Here is a 19,734-nt window from a genome sequence, read left to right on the forward strand (position 1 = left end):
ACTGAGGTGGGTCCTCCCCCTCTGTCCTGCCGTCACCGACGCGATGGGTCGGCTCGGGCGCCTGAGAGATTCAGCCGCTCGGAGCGGCCTTTCACCGTGGGCGGGTGACTCGGTCACCACTTTCCAGAGACGCCGGCGTACGACACGGTCCTGGGGCCTGAGAGATTGGCGGAGAGGTGTTGCTCCTTCGGCGGCCGAGACCCTCGCGGGTCACGACGCTCTCCCGTGTCGCGGCGACGTAGGAAGAGTCTAGCCGGTGCGGCGCGCGCGGGTCTTGCGGCGAGCCGCGAGCTCGTCCTCGGGGGCGGTCTCGGCGATCGCACCGTCGGCGCGCTCGCCCGGGAAATCGGCGATGGTGCCCGACAGCTCGCGCATCGCGCCTGCGACGGCGATGCCGAACACACCCTGACCGCCCTGCAGCAGGTCGACGACCTCTTCGGCCGAGGTGCACTCGTAAACGGTGGTGCCGTCGGAGAACAGGGTGATGCGGGCGAGGTCCTCGACACCGCGTTTGCGCAGGTGGTCGACGGCGACGCGGATGTTCTGCAGCGAGATCCCGGTGTCGAGGAGTCGCTTCACGATCTTCAGGACCAGGATGTCCTTGAAGGAGTACAGCCGTTGGCTGCCACTGCCCGCGGCTCCGCGGATCGACGGCACGACCAGCGAGGTGCGTGCCCAGTAGTCGAGCTGGCGGTAGGTGATGCCGGCGATCTGGCAGGCGCTCGGCACGCGGTAGCCGACGAGTTCGTCGGGCACGGTGTCGTTCGGGAACAGTCCCGGCGCGATGTCGTCGAGTGTGCCCTGTCGGGCCTGCTGGACCGAGGCCACCGGCCCGGTGTCGGTCACGTCCGCGGCGGTGTCCGCGTCATCGCGGGTGGTCGGCTCGTCGCCCACTGAGTTCTCCTCGAATGCTCGGGGGAGTCCCCGGCAACCCGAGGAATGATGGTGCGAACACCATCGATGTCACTCAGATTACGCCGTCTACCCGACCCTGGGTGCCGTCCCGCTCGTCGCGGGCGTCGTGGTGAACGGTAGGTGCGCCGCCAGCGTGTTTCAACGCGACTCGCGGGCGGCTCAACCTCAACGTCAGCTTGAGGGTCAACTGTGATCCGGCAGAGGCCCAACCGTGACCTCGAACACCGCCAAGATCAGGCTCCGCCCTGTCACACAGATCAGGCTCCGCCCTGTCACACAGATCAGGCTCCGCCTGTCACACAGATCAGGCTCCGCCTGAGGCCTTGAAGTCGTCCGGCGAGATGGTGTCGAGGAACTCCTTGAACTTCTCGACCTCGTCCTCTTTCACCTCGTCGCCGTCGGCGGACTCCTCGTCGGGGATCAACAGTCCCGCCTCGGCGAGCACCCCCTCGTCGGCGATGATCGGGACCTCGGCGCGCATGGCGACCGCGACCGAGTCCGACGGCCGGGCCGACACCCGGAGATCGCCGGTGAAGACCAGCTCGGCGTAGAAGGTGCCCTCCTGCATGTCCACGATCCGGACCTCGACGAGTTCCTGCCCGAACGCCGCGACCAGGTTGACGATCAGGTCATGGGTGAGCGGACGCGGGGGCTCGACACCCTTCTGCTTGAGGGCGATCGACGCCGCCTCGCTCTGTCCGATCCAGATCGGGAGGTAGCGCTCGCCGTCGACCTCGCGCAGCAGCAGCACGGGTTGTCCCTGGGGCGGCTCCACCCGGATCCCCACCACCTGCATCTGACCCATGCGATTCTCCCAACGGCATCGAATGTCGCCTGACATCGCATTCGACGCTACACCTCACCGGCGTCCACGCGCCCACCTTGCGCAGGCCGGGACGGTGACAATGCTCGTGCGCGCGTGCGCAGTTCGAGGGTGGCCGCACCCCGACGGCGGTTCAGTCCAGCGCGTCGCGGACGGCCGCCTTCACCAACTGGGTGTGCAGGGTGACCGAGAGGGCGGCGACCTCGCGGATCAGTTCCTCGGCGCGGTCACGTGCACCGGCGCCCTTGCCCTTGGCGATCGGGTTGGCGATCTGGGCCACCAGACCGGCCTCACGGTCGGCCGAGACCTTGAACGCCCGCAGGTGTCGGGCCTCGAGGCCGTAGTCGGCGAGCGCCGAGGCGGCCTCGACGAGGCGCACGGCGTCCTCGTCGAAGAAGCCGCCGGCGCCGGGTGTCAGCAGACCGCTGCGTTGGAGTTCGGCGACGAACGCGGTGTCGGCGCCGGTGCGTTCGAGCAGGGTCTCGCGGGAGATGCGACCGCCGGAGCGTTCGAAATCGACCGCGGGGGCCACCCACGACCGGGCCGAGGAGAGCAACCGCGGGGTGCCCGGGTCGATCCGCTCGCCACGATCGATCGCCTCGAGCTGTTCCTTGATGACCTTCAGCGGCAGGTAACGGTCACGCTGGGCGGTGAGGACGAAACGCAGCCGCTCGCAGTCGCCGGTGCTGAAGCGTCGGTATCCCGACGGCGAGCGCTGCGGGGTGATCAGACCCTCGGACTCGAGGAACCGGATCTTGGAGATGGTGACGTCCGGGAAGTCGCCACGCAGCTGATCGAGCACCGAACCGATGGACATGGAGCCATCGGCCGGTGATCGATCTGCTGAGTTCTTCGGTCCCGGGCCCGGACCCGTGGACGGCGAGGTCACGCGTTACCCGTTGGCCGGGGACCCGTCGGCGTGCGGGCCGCTGAGGAAGACGAGTCGGAACTTGCCGATCTGCACCTCGTCCCCGTTGGCCAGCACCGCGGAGTCCACCGGCTCGCGGTTGACGTAGGTGCCGTTGAGGCTGCCGACGTCGACCACCTGGAACTCGTTGTCGCCCAAGCGGAATTCGGCGTGACGGCGGCTGACCGTCACGTCGTCGAGGAAGATGTCGCTGTCGGGATGGCGTCCGGCCGACGTGGTGGTCTGGTCGAGCAGGAATCGCGACCCGGCGTTGGGGCCGCGCTTGACGACCAGCAGCGCGGTGCCGGCCGACAGCCGCTCGACCGCGGTCTCGGCGGACTCGGTGGTGGACCCGCTGTTCGCGTCGAGTTCCTTGATGAAATCGGCGCGGAAGACCGACGTCGTCTCGACGGGGGCGTCGAGGTCCTTCTCGTTGTCGCTCACCACTTCTCCTTAAGCTCTTCTGGTGTCCGGACCCGGTGGGGTCCGGACAACGCTGTTGTCACGCCGGATGAGGCCCGCCCGTCGGGTCGATCCTAACCGCACCGGGGTGCCTCGGATCGACACCGGCGACGATGCGCCGAGGTCAGTCCTCGATGGCTGTGCGGTACCCGTCGGCGTCGAGCAGATCCTCGAGGATCACGCTCAGATCGGTGTCCTCGGCGACCGCGATCTCGACGAGCCAGCCCGCGCCGTACGGGTCGGAGTTGACCAGTTCGGGGGTGGCGTCGAGGTCGTCGTTGACCGCGGCGATGGTGCCCGCGAGCGGGCCGTAGATGTCGGACACGCTCTTGGTCGACTCGACCTCGGCGAACGACTCACCCGAGTCGACGGCATCGTCGACGGCGGGGAGCTGCACGAAGACGACATCGCCGAGCTGGTCCTGGGCGTAGGCGGTGATGCCCACACGCACGACGCCGGGACGGACCTGCTCGATCCACTCGTGTTCCACGGTGTAGCGCAGGTTTTCGGGAACCTCTGTCTCACTCACGCGGAGAACCTTAGCGTGGATCGCGGTCGGTCATCCGCCCACCCGTGGCATCTGACTCCCCACCCGTGGCATTTGTCTGAGCACGAGCACGGTTTGCCACCAGTACTGCACGAACGACCACAGGTACATGCCTATCCCCCACACCAGGAACGCCCAGCCGATGGGGTGCATGATGTCGCCGAACAGTCCGTCGAGCTGTCCGCCGAGCACGAACGGGAAGCCGTACATCAGGGAGAACGTCGCCGCCTTGCCGACGTAGGTGACCGGCAGGGCGGTCATCCCGCGGCTGCGCAGCAACGGGACGCTGGCCAGCAACAACAGGTCGCGGGCCAGCAGGATCGCGATCATCCACCACGGCACGATGTCGCGGATGCCCAGGCCGATGGGGATCACGATCATGTACAGCCGGTCGGCGGCCGGATCGAGCAGCGCGCCCAGCCGCGACGACTGGTTGAGCAGGCGCGCGAGTTTGCCGTCGGCCCAGTCGGAGAACCCCGAGACCAGCAGGACGACGAAGGCCCATCCGTCGGCCTCGACGAACAACAGCAACCACACGAACACCGGCACCAACAGCAGGCGCAGGAAGCTCAGCAGGTTGGGGACGGTGAGGACGCGGTCCGACGGGGCGTCGGTGGTGGCGGGAGGCCCGTCGGGATCCATGCGCTCAGACTGTCACAGAGACAGCGGCGACACCGGTCACCGGAAGATGCCGATGATGCCCTGCAGCGTCTTCGCCCCGCCGCCCGCGAACGGGTTGTCGTGGACCATGTAGGTCCACGTCGTGGTCGACCGACGGAGATCGGCGGCGTCGAGATCGACACCGTCGGCGGTGATCGTCGCCTCCCGGAACGTGGTGCGTGACTTCTCGACCGCCTCACCGGGGAGTCGCGAGAACTCGTCGAGGATCAGCTTGTGGAACTCGTCGAGCGGGCTCTCCCGTCCGATCGAGCGCAGGTGGATGCTGGCGCGGACGTCGGCGACGAACGCGAGGTGATCGGCCCACGCGCGGTCGAGGTGGAACAGGGCGATCTCCCGTGCCGCCTGCACCAGGACATCGTGCGGCACCGGCTCGGTCCGCACGGCGACCGTTCCCGCCGCCTTCTCCCCCGCCTCGTCGTCGGCCGGGTCCTCGGCGTCGTCCGATGCGGCGCCGTGGCGCCCGGTGCTCCCCGGGGCGGCCGAGCCGGTCAGCTCCGCGACCCGATCGGGCTCGGACTCGGTGAACTCATCGAGGGCCACCTCGGTCGTCAGCAGTTCCATGCGCCGTTTGACGACGATGTCGCGCTGCTGGTTGACCAACTTGTTGTAGCGCCAGGTGTTGGCGTGCAGTTCGAGCATGATGCCCTCGGCGACACGCTGGGCCTGCTCGATGAGCTCGATCCCCTTCTCCCCCATCGAGCCGTCCTCTTCCTCGGACTCGGGGTCGCGCTTGAACGAGAGGTTCTTGGTGACCACCGGGTCCTGCAGGCTGGAGAAGAACACCGACCGTCCGGGGTCGCCCTGACGGCCGGCGCGACCGCGCAGCTGGTTGTCGAGGCGTTCGGTGTCGTGCCGACCGGTGCCGATGACGCACAGGCCGCCGAGCTCGACGATCTGGTCACGGGCGCCGGTGGACCGTCCGTCCTTCTCGCCGCGGGATCCTCCGAGCTTGATGTCGGTGCCGCGACCGGCCATCTGCGTCGAGACGGTGACCGCGTTGAGGGCGCCGGCCTCGGCGATGATCGCCGCCTCCTGCGCGTCGTTCTTGGCGTTGAGCACGACGCTGGTCACGCCCGCCCGCTCCAGCAGGTAGACCAGCTCCTCGGACTCGGCGACGTCGTGGGTGCCGATGAGGACGGGCTGGCCGGTCTCGTGGATCTCCTTGACGAAGGCGACGACGGCCTCGGACTTGTTGTGCTTGCTGTCGAAGACACGGTCGGGCTCGTCGACACGGATGTTGTCGGCGTTCGGTGGGATCTGGGAGACGGCGAGGTCGTAGAACTGGCGGAACTGCTCGCCCGCCGCGAGCGCGGTGCCGGTCATGCCGCACACCGTGGGGTAGCGACCGATGAGGGCCTGCACGGTCATCGTGTCGATGACCTCACCCGAATCCGTCTGCGCCAGGCCCTCTTTCATCTCCACCGCGGCCTGCAGGCCGTCGGGCCACCGCTGCAGCTGTGCCACGCGGCCCCGCGAGGCGTTGATCAGGTGGACCTCGCCGTTGCGCACGATGTAGTGGACGTCGCGCTCGACCAGGATGTGGGCGTGCATCGCGATGTTGACGTGCACCAGCGTGGTGCCGACGTGTTCCTCGTCGTAGAGGTTGATGTCGCCGAGCTCGGCCTCGACGAACTGTGCGCCCTCGTCGGTGAGGAACACGTTGCGTCCCTCGGTGTCGATCTCGTAGTGGTTCTTCTTGAGCTTGCCGACGACGTCGTGGATGACGCGGTCGGGGACCTCACCGGTGGTCGCGCCGGCGAGGATCAGCGGGACGAGCGCCTCGTCGACGAGCACCGAGTCGGCCTCGTCGATGATCGCGACGTCGGGTCGCGGCGAGACGAGCTCGTCGGCGTGGGTGACGAGCTGATCGCGCAGCACGTCGAAGCCGACCTCGTTCACCGAGCCGTAGGTGATGTCGGCGTCGTAGGCGGTGGTGCGCTCGGCGCGGGTGGAGGACTCCGACACGGCACCGGAGGTGATGTCGAAGAGGGTGAACAGCGGCTTCATCCACTCCGCATCGCGGGTGGCGAGGTAGTCGTTGACCGAGATGACGTGCACGCGCCGACCCTGGAGGACGTAGCCGACCGCGGCGATCGCGCCGGCGAGGGTCTTGCCCTCACCGGTGGCCATCTCGACGACGTCGCCCTCGAGCAGACGCAGGGCCCCCTGCAGCTGGACGTCGAAGGGACGCAGATCGAGGGCCCGGTCGCCGGCCTCACGGGCCAGGGCGAGGAACTTCGCGCGATCGGTGCCCGCGGGGTCGGTGATGTCGAGCTTCTCGGCGGCGGCGGCGAACTCGGCGTCGTCGAGACCGGCCGCCCACGAATCGTGCTCGGTCGACCGCTTGATCAGCGCGACCGACTTCGACTGGTTCCGCGACGACTGCGCGCCCAGTGCCCGCCACATCCTGTTCGAGAGCTTTCCCACCGCGTCGAACTCCTACCTGTGTGTCGACACCGCGTGGTGCCGAGTGCTACCGGGCCGAGTCGGCGTGACGCCCCTCGGCGCGGTCCACGGTACGCGGGCCACCGCCTCAGACGGGGAGGGCCTCGCGCAGGAACTGCACGTAGTCGGCGACGGCGATCTCGAAGGGTTCGCCGACGTAGATGTCGAAATGGCCGACGGGATAGCGCTTGATCACGCCCTTGGGGGCCTTGGCGGCGAACCGCAGGGTCGGTCCCATCGGTGCGACGGTGTCGGACTCGCAGACCCCGAACAGCACCGGGACCTCGATGTCGGCGGCGTACTTCCCGGGCCGTTGCATGGGGATCTGCAACCCGATGGTCGCGGCGACGGCGTTGGCGAAGTCGTCGTCGCCGTCGGGGACGATGCCGAGGTAGCCGCCGAGCGCGTCGTGGGCGTTCATCAGTGCGGCCTCACCGGGGCGCCCGGCCAGGGGCACCATCACCCGCGACCGGCGCGCGAGGTGGGCGACGGCGTCACGCAACCCCAGGGCGGTCACGCGGATCGACGGCCCGACCCCGAGTGTGAGGGCCGAGGCGAGACCGGAGGTGAAGGGGCACTGGGAGATCACCGCGGCCACGCGCGGGTCCTGCGCGGCGACGGCCAGCACGTGCCCGCCGCCGAACGACGTGCCGAACAGGGCGACGCGATCGGGGTCGATGCCGTCGAGCCCGCGGGCGTAGGCGATCGCGGCGTGCCAGTCGGCGCGCTGTCTGCCGATGTCCAGTAGTTGGCGCGGGGTGCCCTCGCTCCCACCGAAGTGGCGGTAGTCGAAGACCAGCGCGGCATATCCCGCGGCGACGAAGCGTTCGGCGAAGGCGTCGAGGCGCATCTCCTTCACCGCGCCCAGCCCGTGCCCGAGCACGACGATCGGTACGGGCCCCGACGCGTTGTCGTCGACCTCGGGCCGGTAGAGCCAGCCCGCGCATCGCTCGCCCGCGGAGCTGAAGCCGACATCGGTTCGCGTGAAGGTCATGCGCAGACCCTATGCAGTGGTACGGCCGCGGCGCGAGGATGCCTGTCGATCAGTCGGGCAGACCGGCGACGGCGCGCAGGTAACGCCCGGCGACGAGGTGTTGGGCGACGGGGCCCAGCGGACCGGCCGCACGGGTGAGGAGACTTCCCGGCCGCGAGAAAGCGCGGACCACGAAGACGACGGAGTCGTCGGGGCGGTGCTCGACCACGAACGACTCCTCTCCGGATTCCGGGTGTCCGGCGAGCGTGCCGTAGGCGAAACCGGTCCGGCGGTCCTCGTCGACGACGTAGACCACCCGTGTGGGTGCGTGCAGTCGCAGTGGACCCACGCCGATCGCGATCCGCGCGATCGCACCGTCGACGATCGGGTCGTCGGAGGTGGCCACCGCGATCCCCGACCGCAGCTGGACCTGCCACCCCATGACCGCCTGCGCGCACCGGACGAACCGTTGCGCCCCGCGGCCGACGACGACCTCTCGTCGTTGATGTGCGTACCCCGAGGGCAGTGGATCGTCGGCGGTGGCGCCCACCTCGGCGTAGGTGAAGGGGGCATGGCGCAACGCCTCGATCGTCGCGTCGGGTAGCCGGGTGGTCGATCGACTCATCGTCGACGAACCTTCTTGATCGGTGGTCGGGGTGGCGGCACCGCGGCGGCGACGGTGGCGCCCACGGTGAGACCCGCCGCGGTGGCGGCCTCACGGTAGGCGGCGGCGAGGGAGTCGACGGTGTCGTGGGCGTTGAGACCACTCGGGTTGGGCATCACCCACACCGGGCAGCCGGCGATGTCGTCGGGCTGACGACCGGTGTTCGCCTTCGGACGCTGAAATGCCGTGCGATAGGCGGTGATCCCGGCGAACGCGACCAGGGCCGGCTGCACGCGTTCGATGGTCTCGATGAGCACGAGGGCGCCGGCCCTCAGTTCCGCGGTGGTCAGATCGTCGGCGCGGGCGGTCGCCCGGGGCACCAGATTCGTGATGCCGATCCCGGCGTCGAGGAGGGTCGCGCGGTCGGCGTCGGTGAATCCGTCGGCGGCGTCGATGATGCGCGGGACGATGCCCGCACAGTGCAACGCGGGGTAGAAACGGTTGCCCGGCCGGGCGAAATGGGCTCCGGTCGCCGCGGTCCACAGCCCGGGGTTGATGCCCACGATGAGCAGTCGGCAGTCGGGTCCGATCAGGTCGTCGATGACGTCGTCGCGATATGACTCGAGCTGTTCCCGCGTGAATCCCATACCTGACTTGTACACCCCGGTAGGCAGCCGTCGGCGACCGCGTGCGCCGAGGTCGACGATCGTCCTACCGTGGACCGATGCGAATGCAGACGCACTTCATCACCGTCGCGACGCACGATCTCGACGCCGCACGCGAGTTCTACTGCGCGCGTCTGGGGTGGGATGCCCTCATGGACGTCCCGGGCGAGATCCTCTTCTTCCAGGTCGCTCCCGGTCTGCTGCTCGGTCTCTTCGACGCGGGGAAGTACGACGCCGACCTCGGCGGCACGACCTCGACCACCGGGATCAGCGGCGTCACCCTCGCCTCCAACGTCGACGACCGCGACGAGGTCATCGCGGTCGTCGACGAGATGGTCGCGGCCGGGGCCACGGTCCTGGTCCCACCCTCCGACGGTGCGTTCGGCGGCATCTTCCACGCCCATGTGCGAGACCCGAACGGGCTGGTCTGGGAGATCGCGCACAACCCCGGATGGCGGGTCGGCGACGACGGGACCGTGGCCTTCGACTAGGTGGTCGTCGCTACAGGTGGGCGACCGTGACCGCGGCGTAGTAGACGTCGGCGGTGGCGACGCACGTCTGGTACGACGCGCCGCTGCCGCCGTATGCGTACGCGCAGTTGGTGATCAGGTCGGTCCGCAGCGCCGAGTTGCAGGCCGAGTAGTTGGTGCCCGCGCGGTCGGCTGCGTCGTAGCAGAGGTCGTGACGGGCGCAGGGTCCGCGGAAGTCGGCGCTGAAGTAGCTGTCCGGTGACGACGTGCAGTAGTCGTGACGCGCGACCGGTGCGAGGTTCACGTTGTAGACGTAGTTGCTGGGCACGCTCACGAAAGCGGCGCGCTGCGCCGAGCGGGCCTGGGCGCTCAACGGCGGACCCGGGTAGACCTGCGACGCGGACTGCGCGGCCGGGTCCACGGGGTACTGCTCGGTCGGAGTGGCATTTGCGACGGCGCCGTCGCCGATGATCGCGAAGAACATCAGGAGGGCGGCGATGACCGCGGCACGAGTTTTGTTCATTGCCTGAACTAAGCAGATCGGTGTGTCGGGCGGTGGTCGATCGCGCAAACCATCGGCGACGGGAATGGTGCGCAGGAGTAACGACGTTGCCACGAGAGACCGCGGTCGGCATCGGTCGATCGTGCGGTCCGTACGCACACAGCGAGAGAGGCGGCAGTCATGAGCGGCAAGGTCTGGTTCATCACCGGCACGTCACGAGGTTTCGGACGCGAGTGGGCGATCGCGGCTCTCGATCGGGGCGACAAGGTCGCCGCCACCGCGCGCGACACCTCGTCGCTCGACGATCTGGTCGACAAGTACGGGGACGCGATCCTGCCCATCGCGCTCGACGTCACCGACCGTGACGCCGATTTCGCCGCCGTCGCGAAGGCGCACGACACCTTCGGGCGTCTCGACATCGTCATCAACAACGCCGGCTACGGCCTCTTCGGGTTCGTCGAGGAGGTCAGTGAGGCGGAGGCGCGCGCGCAGCTCGAGACGAACGTCTTCGGCGCACTGTGGATCACGCAGGCCGCGCTCCCCTACATGCGCGAGCAGCGCAGCGGCCACATCCTGCAGGTCTCGTCGATCGGCGGCATCAGCGCGTTCCCACTGGTCGGCCTCTACCACGCGTCGAAGTGGGCGCTAGAGGGCTTCTCGCAGTCGCTGGCCCAGGAGGTCGCCGATTTCGGGATCCATGTCACGCTCATAGAGCCCGGCGGCTTCTCCACCGACTGGAGCGGACCCTCGGCCAAGCACGCGACCGAACTCGACGCCTACGCCGACGCCCACGAGAAGGCTCAGCAGGCGCGCGCGAAGCGCAGCGGCACCCCGGGCGACCCGGCGGCATCGGCGCGTGCGCTGCTCAAGGTGATCGACGCCGAGACCCCGCCGCTGCGGGTGTTCTTCGGCGAGGCGCCGCTGGGTATCGCGAAGGCCGACTACGAGAGCCGGATCGCGAACTGGGAGCAGTGGCAGGACGTCGCGCTGGAAGCGCAGGGCTGATTCAGCGCTGGAAGCGCAGGGCTGATTCAGCGCTGGAAGCGCAGGGCTGATTCAGCGCTTCCAGCGCAGGGCTGACCTGCTCTAGCCGAATCCGACGACGGGTCGCGGCCGGTAGGGCGCTTCGAGGGCCGCGATCTCGTCGTCGTCGAGACGCAGTGTGGTGGCGGCGACGGCGTCGTCGAGGTGGGAGATGGTGCGCGCACCGATGATCGGTGCGGTGACCGCCGCCTGGTGCAGGACCCACGCAAGCGCGACCTGCGCGCGCGGGACCCCACGGCGGTCGGCGATCGCAGCGACGGCGTCGACGATGGTGCGGTCGTCGTCGGTGTACAGCGTCGAGCCGAAGGCGTCGGTGGAGCTGCGTTCGGTGGTGCTGTCCCAGTCGCGCGTGAGTCGACCGCGGGCGAGCGGGCTCCACGGGATCACCCCGACGCCCTCGTCGAGGCACAGCGGATGCATCTCCCGCTCCTCCTCGCGGTGGAGCAGGTTGTAGTGGTCCTGCATCGAGATGAAGCGCGTCCATCCGTTGCGCTCGGAGACGTGCAGCGCCTTGGCGAACTGCCACGCGTACATCGACGACGCCCCGATGTAGCGGGCCTTGCCGGCCTTCACCACGTCGTGGAGCGCCTCGAGGGTCTCCTCGATCGGGGTGAGCGGATCCCACCGATGGATCTGATAGAGGTCGACGTGGTCGGTGCCGAGTCGTCGGAGGCTGCCGTCGATCTCGGTCATGATCGCCTTGCGGGAGAGCCCACGTTCGTACGGCGCCTTCCGACCGTTGTGGAACACCTTGGTCGCGATCACGACGTCGTCGCGGTCGGCGACGTCACGCAGCGCACGTCCCACGATCTCCTCACTCGACCCGGCCGAGTACGAGTTGGCGGTGTCGAAGAAGTTGATGCCCGCCTCCAGGGCGTGGGCGATGATGGGGCGCGACTGCTCCTCGGGCAGGGTCCACTCGTGCGTTCCCCGACCGGGTTCGCCGAACGTCATGCAGCCCAGGCTGATCCGCGACACACGCAGTCCGCTGGTCCCCAGGTTGACGTAGTCCATCGGATCTCCTTCTAGCGCAGGTGCAGGTCGACGGTGACCGGCGAGTGGTCGCTCGCCGGTGACTCCCCGGGCGGGGTGTCGTGTTTGCGGGCGTCGGTCGCGGCGAAATGCGCCGACGCGTAGATGCGGTCGCTGTTGGCGGGTGCGCCGGCTGTGGCCTCGGTCAGCCCGGCGGCGGCGAAGCGTTCGTGTTCGGCGGCGAACTCAGGTGAGCCGTCGCGGACGTTGAAATCGGCGCCGATGATGGTGGGCCCCTGCCACCGGCCGAGGATCTCCGCGACGGGTGCGACCTGTCGGGCGGGTTCGTCGACGCCGTCGTGGGGGGAACTGAAATGTCCCGACACGAGGCGGATCTCGTTGCCGGCCGCGGTGCGGATCATGGCATCGCACGCCCCGCGCGGCTGGTACTCGGTGACCGCCCCGAACGGTCGCGGCCGACGGCCGATCCATCCGCCGATCACCCCGATCCACATGTCGGCGGCCGACCGCAGGCGCCGGCCGGTGCCGTCGCCGAACGGGTCGGAGATCCTGAGTCCGCGGGCGTCGCCGACGGTGATCCCACCGAAGGTGAGGATCCCCGTTCCTTCGCGGCGACCGTAGATCTTCTCCGCGGCGGGCGCCATCACCGCACCCGTGGGCGTCAGTCGACGGGCCAATCGGGCGAGGGTGTCAGTCCCGTTGGACCGCGCGGCGAAGTCGGCGAGTTCCTGCAGGAGGACGATGTCGGGACGGTGCGTGGCGATCGTCGCCGCGAGGTGGTCGAGTGTGGTCCGGGTCGCGAAGAACTTCCCGGGCCCACCCATCCCGCCGTGAACGTTGAACTCCATCACCCGCAGCGTCTCGGGGACCACGTCGACGATCGGGGTGTCGGTGCGATGCGGGCCGAGGCGCAGTCCGAGGAACTGCGAGACCGCGAACGCCAGCGCGAATCCGCCGACGGCACCCGCGATCGCCGCGGACACCACACCCCCGGAGGCGAGGACCGCGATCACGATCCCCACGGCGACGCCGACGATCACCCACCAACCGCGGTCACGGATGCTGGTGCCGACGACGTCGATGAGCCCCGGACGGTGGTCGTCGACGTCGATGCGCGGGAGTCTCGGGTCCGGCGATCTCGGGATACGCCGGATCGTGTGGACGGCGACGTCGGCGGTGAGCGTCACAGGCCGGGGGCGATCTCGAACTGCACGCGGGCGACCTGGTCGCACACCTCGACGATCTGCGCACGGAACACGTTGTGCACAGGGTCGGTGTCGTACGCTTCGTAGGCGGCGGCGTCGATCCAGTCGTTGGTGATGGCGAAATCCCAACCACCGGCGCGTAGTTCGGCGTCGAGGCCACAGTGGTTGGCCAACACGCCCGGCAGACGCAACGCGGCGATGCCGTCGAGGCCCGCCCTGAGCTGCCGTCGGTCGGCCCGCGCCTGCCCGTCGTCGTCGGTCACCCGGAGTCGGCCCACCACCACGTTGCGGATCATGACCCGATTATGGCGGCCACACGCACCACGGTCACGCCACCGACACCCGCCGACGGCTCCCCGAGCGCCATGAGGCGGGCCGGTGCCTCGTCGAGGCCGATCGTCTCGCGCACCAGATCCTGCGGTCGCAGGGTGCCGTCGGCGATCTCGGCGAGCATCGCGGGGTAGGTGTGGGCGGCCATGCCGTGGCTGCCGAGGATCTGCAGTTCTCGCGCGATCACCGCGCCCATCGGCACCGGCGGGGTGTCGTCCGCACCGAGCAGACCGACCTGCACGTGGCGGCCACGCCGTCGAAGGCACCCGAGCGAGGCGCGCATGGTCGTCGGCGCGCCGAACGCATCGATCGACACGTCCATCTCGGTCACACCGTCCGCGTCCGAACAGGTCTGCGCCGCACCGAGTTCGACCGCCCGCGCACGACTGCGTTCCGACGGGTCGACGGCGACCACGTGGGCACCGCGGGCGGCGGCGATCATCACCGCCGACAGGCCCACTCCCCCGCATCCGTGGACCGCGACCCGTTCTCCGGCGCGGACGTCGGCCACCTGGACCACGGCGCGGTAGGCCGTCGCGAAGCGGCATCCCAGCGACGCCGCGGTGTCGAGATCGACGGCGTCGGGAACGGCGACGAGGTTGACGTCGGCGTGGTCGAGGGCGACGCGTTCGGCGAACGATCCGTGGTGGGTGAATCCCGGTTGCGTCTGTCGCTCACACACCTGCTGGTCGCCGCGGGCACAGGCGGCACACTCGCCGCACGCGCACACGAACGGAACGGTCACGCGCGCGCCGACGGCCCAGTTCCGCACGTCGGGGCCGACCTCGACGACGGTCCCCGCGAGTTCGTGGCCGGGGACGTTCGGCAGGGGGATGTCGGGATCGTGGCCCTGCCAGCCGTGCCAGTCGCTGCGGCACAGGCCGGTCGAGCCGACCGCGACGATCACCCCGTGGGGCGGACAGGGCGGGTCGTCGATCTCCTCGATCGAGACCGGTCCCCCGAAACTGCGGTAGATCGCTGCGCGCACCACCCCAGTGTGCCGGTCAGGTGAAGCTCAGCACCTCGTCGCCCCAGGCCGAGCGGATAGCCCGGTCGAGATCGACGACCACGTCGTCGGTGCTGTCGATGACCAGGGTGGCGCGGTCGTCGCCGTAGGACGGCCACGCCGGGTCGCCGTCGAGACCGTCGGGCGTGCCGGAGACGGCGAAGCCGATCCAACGGCGTTGCATCCGCCGCGACACCGCCTCCCCGGTCGCGCGCCCCCCGAGCTTGAAGGTGATGTCCTTCCAGCCGCTGGTGAGGGTGCCGAAGACGTAGGGCAGTTCGGTGGCGTGGGTGGCGCCGATGCGGAACAACCGGAGGATGGTGGTCGCCCAGTCGAACCGGTAGAGGAACACCGGCGCGATCTGACTGTGGCCGTCGGCGAGCCACACCGTCGGCATCCGGAACCCGATGTCTCGGGCCATGGCCTCGCCGCGCCCCTTCGCACGCACGTCGGCGTAGGCCTCGAGCACGACCTCCTCGGTGGGGAGCGGCAGATCGGGTCGCTCCCGCGCGATCTGGGCGAACATCGAGCGGATGGAGTCGCGGGTGATCGGGATGAGCGGCGAGCGCATCAACCGGAACAGTGCGGCCTCGTCCTTGTTGGTGCCGATCATCAGGGGCACCGGATGGGCACGGTGATCCCGGAACGCCGTCACCGGATAGTCGGGGACGAGATCGCGGTCGACGACGGGAGCGAAGGCGAGGGTGCCCGGCGAACTCTTCGGTGTGGCGTCGAACAGGGCGTTGCCCACCTGCGCGATCCGGTCGGCGGGGATCGACAACAGGTCCGTGAGGGCGTCGGGTGACACCTCGATGTTCTCGAGGAACTTCTCGGCGATGCCGCGGGCGCGGGTGCTGTCGTAGACCGAGGTGGCCGGTGAGCTCTGGGCGATGGCGCGGTGGAAGAGGCCCTCGGCGGCGGGGACGGTCATCAGGGTGGTGACCATCCCACCGCCCGCGGACTCTCCGAAGAGGGTGACCTGGCCCGGGTCGCCACCGAAGGCGGCGATGTTCTCGCGCACCCAGCGCAGCGCGGCGATCACGTCCCGGAGCGCCAGGTTCGACTCGAACCGGTGATCGGCGGCATCGAAGGACGTCAGATCCAGGAACCCCAACGCTCCCAGCCGATAGTTCACGGTCACGACGATGACCTCGCCGCTTGCGGCGAGCGAGGTGCCGTCGTACATCGGCTGGCTCGCGGCACCGAGGACATAGGCACCGCCGTGCACCCACACCATCACCGGCCGCGGCGTGTCGGTGTCGGTGTCGGCGGCCCAGATGTTGAGGAACAGGCAGTCCTCGTCGAGGGTGACGCCGTCGCCGAGATCGAAGAACGGCAGCGTCGGCTGGGGCGCCGCCGCACCGAACCGCGTCGCGTCGGCGGGTTCGGTCCAGGGGGTCGGCGGTTGCGGTGCTCGCCATCGCAGGTCGCCGACGGGCGGCGCGGCGTAGCGCACGCCCTTCCACGACCGGATGGTCGCCGTCGGCTCGGTGTCGGTGGGTTCGGTGTGGGTGACCGACCCGCGGACGGGTCCGCTGTCGGTCATCACCACGGTGTCGTCGCTCATCGGTCCAGTGTGCCGAACGCCGACGTCACCGAGCACTCAGCCGGCGAGGTGCCCCCAGCGCGTCTCGAGTTCCCGCCACGCGCCGGTGGCGACGGCCGTGCCGTCGACGAGCACGACAACGCGGTCGGCCTGCGCCAATGCCGCCCGCTTCGAGCTCGCCCCGAGGATCGTCATGCCGCGTTCTCGTAAGCCCGCCCACAGCTCCACCTCGGTTGTGGCATCGAGCGCACTCGACACGTCATCGGCGAGAAGCAGTTCCGGACGCACGGCGAGCGCACGCGCCAGCGCCAGGCGTTGGACCTGCCCTCCCGACAGTCGCACGCCCCGATGCCCGATCACGGCGTCGATCCCGCCGGCCGCGGTGACGTCGGGTTCGAGTCGGGCTGCGGCCACGGCGTCGGCGAGGGGACGGTCGTGGTCGAGGGCGATGTTGTCGGCGAAGGTGCCCGACAACACGCGCGGCACCTGGGCGATGTGGGCGACCCGACCCGGCCGCAGGAACGTCTCGACGTCGTCCACCTCGGTGCCGTTCCAGCGGATCGACCCGGTGTGCGCGACGAGTCCGCACAGGCTCGACAGCAGGCTCGACTTGCCCGACCCGACCTGACCGACGAGCAGGACCAACTCCCCCGCCGTCAACGTCAGGTCGACCCGGATCACGCCCCGGGTGCCGTCGTCGTGGACCGCGGTGAGGCCCCGCAGTTCGAGGCTCCGCAGCGGGTCCCGGGGCTCGGCCGGCGCCGCGGGTGCGGTCCCGGCGATGAGGTCGACGCCGCCGGGGATGTCCATCAGGTCGGCGCCGCCGGCGAATCCGGCGGTGGCGCGTTGCCACGCTCGGGTGCCCGGCGCCTCGGTGATGACCGCACCGGCCACGCGACCGAAGTAGTCGAAACCCGCGACCGCACCGGAGACGAGAAGTGCTGTCGCCAGACCCCATCCGCCGAGGAGGTAGATCGTCCAGGCGGCCACCACCCCGACCTGCACCATCACGACCGGGACCCCGATGAGCACCGACTGGACGCGGTGTTCGCGCACCGCGGCGTCGACGCGACCGTCGTCGACGCGGGTCAGGTGGGCGTGCACGTCCTCGGTGGCCGCAGCCAGTTTGACCGTGCGCACGCCTTCGAGCGACGAGACGAGGGCGCGGCCGAACCCCGCCCGCGTCGCCGAGGCGGCGGCCGCCGACCGCCCCGCGATGGGCCGTCCGACCACCGACGCCGCGGCGGCGGCGAGCATGACCGCGAGCAGGATCCCGCCGGCGAGCACGCTCCCACCGAGGACCGCGGTCACGACGACCACGAACAGGCCGTTGATGACATCGATCCACCGGTCGCCGTAGCGCAGGAAGCGGTCGGAGTCGAGGACACGCGACATCACCTCGCCGGGCGGGGTACGGGGCAGGCGGTGCGACCGCGTCTGCGCCTCGAGCACCGTCATGCGGATCCGCAGCGACACGGCGGTCCACCACGGGAGGAATCCGCGCAGCGCGGCGGGGAGCACGAACGGAGCGCTCAGCAGCACACCGAGCATCGCGACGGTGAGACCGATCGGGGTATGACCGCGTTGGAGGTCCGCGACGAGATGGCCCCACACGAAGCCGGTGAGCGCGCCGCCGGCGCCGACGATCGCGGCGAAGGCGAACAGCGCGGTCCCGACCACGCCCCACCGGGGGTGGGTCACCAGCATCCGTCGGATGCCGCGCGTGAGGCTCGATCCTCCTGCGGTCGGACGGGGTGTCGGGGGTGTGCCGGTGCGGCGCACCCCGCCGACACCGGGCGAACCCTGGTCCGCAGTGCCGTCAGCGGCGCGCGGATCGAGATCGGCGGCATCGAGGAGCCGTCGGAACGGGCCGCTCCCCGACTGCAGGGCCACGCGTGACCCGTACTCGATGACCCGCCCGCCGTCGAGGACGGCGACGGTGTCCGCGCGGGCCACGGTGGTGAGTCGGTGCGCGATGAGGATGCCGGTCCGCTCGGCGAGCAGTCGGTCGGCGGCGTGCACGACTCGCGCCTCGGTGACGGGATCCATCCGGGCGGTGGCCTCGTCGAGCACCACCACGCGTACGTCACGGACCAGGAGCCGCGCGAAGGCGACGAGCTGTTCCTCACCCGCGGACAGCCGGGTCCCGCCGGGCCCGAGCACGGTGTCGATCCCGGCGGGCAATCCGGCCACCCAGTCGTCGAGTTCGAGGTCGGCCAGAGCGTCGCGCACGCGATCGCGTGAGGTGTCGGCGAACAGGGCGATGTTCTCGGCCAGCGTGCCGGCGATGATCTCGGTGCGCTGGGTGACGACACCGACCGACGACGGCAGGTCGTGGAGGTCGAGCTCGCAGACGTCGACGCCGCCGACGAACAGTGTTCCCCGCGGCGGGTCGACCGCTCGGGAGACCAGCGAGGCCAGTGTCGACTTGCCCGATCCCGTGCGGCCCACCAGCGCGCAGGTCTGTCCCGCGTCCACCACGAGATCGACGTCCGAGAGCACGGTCGGTCCGTCGGAGTAGGCGAACGACAGTCCGCGCACGGCGATGTCGACCGGACCGTCGGGCAGCGTCGCGCCACCGGTCGGCTCCGGGGTCGCGTCGAGGACCTGGCGCAGACGCACCACCGCGCCCATCCCGGCCTGGAGTTCGGGCAGGTGCCGGGCGAGCTGGTTGATCTGGCCGATGAGTCCGGAGCTGACGAGGTACAGCGTGATGAGGCGGGCGACGTCGAGATCGCCGTCGGCGACGAGCGCGACCCCGGCGACCACCACGCCGCCGAGCAGTACGTACAGCAGCCCGCCGGCACGCATGGTGATGCGCGTCTCGGCGACGATGACGCGCCGGAACCTGCGGCTGATCTCGGCGGAGAGTTCGGCACAGCGCCGGACGAGGTAGGCCTGCCCGCCGCTGGTGCGGAGGTCGTCGGCGGCGGCGAGACCCTCCTCCATGGCCGCGGCGTGATCGGTCCAGGCGATCTCCTCGGACACCTTCCGTGCGCGCAGCTCGGTCAGCAACGGTCGGATCGAGAACAGGATGAGTGGACCCATCACCGGGAAGATGATGAACGCCGGCCACCAGGTGAGCCCGGCGACGATCAGCATCGGAACCGTCCCGACCACGGTGCGCAGGGCGTCCCACACCTGCAGGCGCACCAGCGTGCCCACCTCGTGGGTGTCGTCGTCGACGCGGTCGAGCACCTCGCCCACCGCCTGCTCGGAGAGCCGGTCGAGTGGTTGGCGCAGCGCCGCGCTCAGCAGGTCGCCGCGCAGCTCACCCTCGGCCCGATCGGCGCACCCGGCCCACACGGTGCGGCCGGCGGTGTCGAGAAGGGCGTATCCGAGGAGACATCCGGCCAGGGCCATGACGAGCGTCCACCCGGGATCGGCGGCAACGCGTCCGATCACGACGGTGCCCGATGCCTGCAGGATCGCGGCGACGGTCAGCGCGACGAGCGCGGCCCCGGTCGCGGGGCGCGCCAACCGACGCCACGAGACCGGGCGCGCCGCGGCCACGACAGAACCCACCCGCGCCTGCGCGGCGCGGGTGGGCTGGGGAGTCGTGGTGGCGGTCATCGTTAGAAACGCTACGCACCGCCACCGACGGTCGGCACCTCAT

At 69.9% G+C, this 19,734-nt stretch carries 19 protein-coding genes and 2 riboswitches; of the genes, 2 read left to right on the forward strand and 17 right to left on the reverse strand.

The annotated features are described in order from the left end of the window. Window positions 1-11 precede the first annotated feature (11 nt). Window positions 12-135, reverse strand: a riboswitch (glycine riboswitch). Then, window positions 136-236, reverse strand: a riboswitch (glycine riboswitch). It abuts the riboswitch before it with no gap. 13 nt (window positions 237-249) lie between these two features. The 10 genes from TU34_RS10965 to TU34_RS11010 all read right to left on the reverse strand — a co-directional run bounded on the left by TU34_RS10965 (window position 250) and on the right by TU34_RS11010 (window position 9,004). Next, window positions 250-846 (reverse strand): MerR family transcriptional regulator, encoded by a 597-nt coding sequence (locus TU34_RS10965; protein ID WP_045822981.1) that lies wholly within the window; start codon window positions 844-846, stop codon window positions 250-252. Between the two features lie 373 nt (window positions 847-1,219). Beyond that, window positions 1,220-1,720 carry a bifunctional nuclease family protein gene (locus TU34_RS10970; RefSeq protein ID WP_045822894.1) on the reverse strand — a complete coding sequence of 167 codons (501 nt, stop codon included), beginning with the start codon at window positions 1,718-1,720 and terminating at the stop codon, window positions 1,220-1,222. A gap of 151 nt (window positions 1,721-1,871) precedes the next feature. Next, entirely contained in the window at window positions 1,872-2,555 is a 684-nt protein-coding gene (gene ftsR, locus TU34_RS10975) for a transcriptional regulator FtsR (protein ID WP_045822895.1), read from the reverse strand. Between the two features lie 75 nt (window positions 2,556-2,630). Continuing rightward, a complete protein-coding gene (gene garA, locus TU34_RS10980) occupies window positions 2,631-3,089 on the reverse strand; it encodes a glycogen accumulation regulator GarA (RefSeq protein ID WP_338062996.1) in 459 nt (152 codons plus the stop codon). A 142-nt stretch (window positions 3,090-3,231) separates the two neighbouring features. Continuing rightward, window positions 3,232-3,636, reverse strand: coding sequence for a glycine cleavage system protein GcvH (gene gcvH / locus TU34_RS10985; RefSeq protein ID WP_045822897.1), 405 nt, complete (start codon window positions 3,634-3,636; stop codon window positions 3,232-3,234). Window positions 3,637-3,666: 30 nt separating this feature from the next. Beyond that, complete coding sequence (locus TU34_RS10990; protein WP_045822898.1) at window positions 3,667-4,296, reverse strand: CDP-alcohol phosphatidyltransferase family protein; 630 nt, start codon at window positions 4,294-4,296, stop codon at window positions 3,667-3,669. Window positions 4,297-4,332: 36 nt separating this feature from the next. After that, window positions 4,333-6,762 carry an accessory Sec system translocase SecA2 gene (gene secA2 / locus TU34_RS10995; RefSeq protein WP_045822899.1) on the reverse strand — a complete coding sequence of 810 codons (2,430 nt, stop codon included), beginning with the start codon at window positions 6,760-6,762 and terminating at the stop codon, window positions 4,333-4,335. A gap of 106 nt (window positions 6,763-6,868) precedes the next feature. Next, window positions 6,869-7,774: an alpha/beta hydrolase gene (locus tag TU34_RS11000; protein ID WP_045822900.1), complete on the reverse strand. Its 906-nt coding sequence runs from the start codon at window positions 7,772-7,774 to the stop codon at window positions 6,869-6,871. Window positions 7,775-7,823: 49 nt separating this feature from the next. Further along, window positions 7,824-8,378: a DUF1990 family protein gene (locus tag TU34_RS11005; protein ID WP_045822901.1), complete on the reverse strand. Its 555-nt coding sequence runs from the start codon at window positions 8,376-8,378 to the stop codon at window positions 7,824-7,826. Next, window positions 8,375-9,004, reverse strand: a complete 630-nt coding sequence (locus TU34_RS11010; RefSeq protein WP_082080142.1) for a mismatch-specific DNA-glycosylase — start codon at window positions 9,002-9,004, stop codon at window positions 8,375-8,377. The genes TU34_RS11005 and TU34_RS11010 overlap by 4 nt, the downstream gene beginning before the upstream one ends. 77 nt (window positions 9,005-9,081) lie before the next feature. Here TU34_RS11010 and TU34_RS11015 point away from each other — a divergent pair, with 77 nt between their 5' ends. Next, a complete protein-coding gene (locus TU34_RS11015) occupies window positions 9,082-9,513 on the forward strand; it encodes a VOC family protein (RefSeq protein ID WP_045822902.1) in 432 nt (143 codons plus the stop codon). Window positions 9,514-9,523: 10 nt separating this feature from the next. Here the strand turns inward: TU34_RS11015 and TU34_RS22350 are convergent, their stop codons facing one another. Beyond that, on the reverse strand, window positions 9,524-10,015 hold the full coding sequence (locus tag TU34_RS22350; protein ID WP_052688868.1) for a phospholipase A2: 492 nt from the start codon (window positions 10,013-10,015) through the stop codon (window positions 9,524-9,526). A gap of 159 nt (window positions 10,016-10,174) precedes the next feature. Between TU34_RS22350 and TU34_RS11025 the strand changes: the two genes are divergently transcribed. After that, the gene (locus tag TU34_RS11025; protein ID WP_045822903.1) at window positions 10,175-10,999 is read left to right on the forward strand and encodes an SDR family oxidoreductase; all 825 of its coding nucleotides are present in this window, start codon (window positions 10,175-10,177) and stop codon (window positions 10,997-10,999) included. 81 nt (window positions 11,000-11,080) lie between these two features. Here the strand turns inward: TU34_RS11025 and TU34_RS11030 are convergent, their stop codons facing one another. The 6 genes from TU34_RS11030 to TU34_RS11055 are packed head-to-tail and all read right to left on the reverse strand — an operon-like array spanning window position 11,081 to window position 19,691. Beyond that, complete coding sequence (locus TU34_RS11030; RefSeq protein ID WP_045822904.1) at window positions 11,081-12,052, reverse strand: aldo/keto reductase; 972 nt, start codon at window positions 12,050-12,052, stop codon at window positions 11,081-11,083. Between the two features lie 11 nt (window positions 12,053-12,063). Then, window positions 12,064-13,218 (reverse strand): endonuclease/exonuclease/phosphatase family protein, encoded by a 1,155-nt coding sequence (locus TU34_RS11035; protein ID WP_045822905.1) that lies wholly within the window; start codon window positions 13,216-13,218, stop codon window positions 12,064-12,066. Beyond that, window positions 13,215-13,532 carry a Dabb family protein gene (locus TU34_RS11040; protein ID WP_045822906.1) on the reverse strand — a complete coding sequence of 106 codons (318 nt, stop codon included), beginning with the start codon at window positions 13,530-13,532 and terminating at the stop codon, window positions 13,215-13,217. Before TU34_RS11040 ends, TU34_RS11035 begins: the two co-directional genes overlap by 4 nt. Then, window positions 13,529-14,554, reverse strand: coding sequence for an alcohol dehydrogenase catalytic domain-containing protein (locus TU34_RS11045; RefSeq protein WP_045822984.1), 1,026 nt, complete (start codon window positions 14,552-14,554; stop codon window positions 13,529-13,531). The genes TU34_RS11040 and TU34_RS11045 overlap by 4 nt, the downstream gene beginning before the upstream one ends. A gap of 16 nt (window positions 14,555-14,570) precedes the next feature. Then, window positions 14,571-16,139: a carboxylesterase/lipase family protein gene (locus TU34_RS11050; RefSeq protein WP_045822985.1), complete on the reverse strand. Its 1,569-nt coding sequence runs from the start codon at window positions 16,137-16,139 to the stop codon at window positions 14,571-14,573. Between the two features lie 36 nt (window positions 16,140-16,175). After that, on the reverse strand, window positions 16,176-19,691 hold the full coding sequence (locus tag TU34_RS11055) for an ATP-binding cassette domain-containing protein (RefSeq protein WP_045822907.1): 3,516 nt from the start codon (window positions 19,689-19,691) through the stop codon (window positions 16,176-16,178). Between the last annotated feature and the right edge of the window lie 43 nt (window positions 19,692-19,734).

Origin of the sequence: Williamsia herbipolensis (assembly GCF_000964005.1) — a bacterium.
Taxonomy (GTDB): Bacteria; Actinomycetota; Actinomycetes; order Mycobacteriales; family Mycobacteriaceae; genus Williamsia_A; species Williamsia_A herbipolensis.

What these genes read in the sequence shown, in the direction of transcription:
- TU34_RS10970 (WP_045822894.1), bottom strand. Translation starts at nt 1,720, where the DNA reads ATGGGTCAGATGCAGGTGGTGGGGATCCGGGTGGAGCCGCCCCAGGGA.
- ftsR (WP_045822895.1), bottom strand. Translation starts at nt 2,555, where the DNA reads ATGTCCATCGGTTCGGTGCTCGATCAGCTGCGTGGCGACTTCCCGGAC.
- TU34_RS10990 (WP_045822898.1), bottom strand. Translation starts at nt 4,296, where the DNA reads ATGGATCCCGACGGGCCTCCCGCCACCACCGACGCCCCGTCGGACCGC.
- TU34_RS11000 (WP_045822900.1), bottom strand. Translation starts at nt 7,774, where the DNA reads ATGACCTTCACGCGAACCGATGTCGGCTTCAGCTCCGCGGGCGAGCGA.
- TU34_RS11005 (WP_045822901.1), bottom strand. Translation starts at nt 8,378, where the DNA reads ATGAGTCGATCGACCACCCGGCTACCCGACGCGACGATCGAGGCGTTG.
- TU34_RS11010 (WP_082080142.1), bottom strand. Translation starts at nt 9,004, where the DNA reads ATGGGATTCACGCGGGAACAGCTCGAGTCATATCGCGACGACGTCATC.
- TU34_RS11015 (WP_045822902.1), top strand. Translation starts at nt 9,082, where the DNA reads ATGCGAATGCAGACGCACTTCATCACCGTCGCGACGCACGATCTCGAC.
- TU34_RS22350 (WP_052688868.1), bottom strand. Translation starts at nt 10,015, where the DNA reads ATGAACAAAACTCGTGCCGCGGTCATCGCCGCCCTCCTGATGTTCTTC.
- TU34_RS11025 (WP_045822903.1), top strand. Translation starts at nt 10,175, where the DNA reads ATGAGCGGCAAGGTCTGGTTCATCACCGGCACGTCACGAGGTTTCGGA.
- TU34_RS11030 (WP_045822904.1), bottom strand. Translation starts at nt 12,052, where the DNA reads ATGGACTACGTCAACCTGGGGACCAGCGGACTGCGTGTGTCGCGGATC.
- TU34_RS11040 (WP_045822906.1), bottom strand. Translation starts at nt 13,532, where the DNA reads ATGATCCGCAACGTGGTGGTGGGCCGACTCCGGGTGACCGACGACGAC.
- TU34_RS11050 (WP_045822985.1), bottom strand. Translation starts at nt 16,139, where the DNA reads ATGAGCGACGACACCGTGGTGATGACCGACAGCGGACCCGTCCGCGGG.
- TU34_RS11055 (WP_045822907.1), bottom strand. Translation starts at nt 19,691, where the DNA reads ATGACCGCCACCACGACTCCCCAGCCCACCCGCGCCGCGCAGGCGCGG.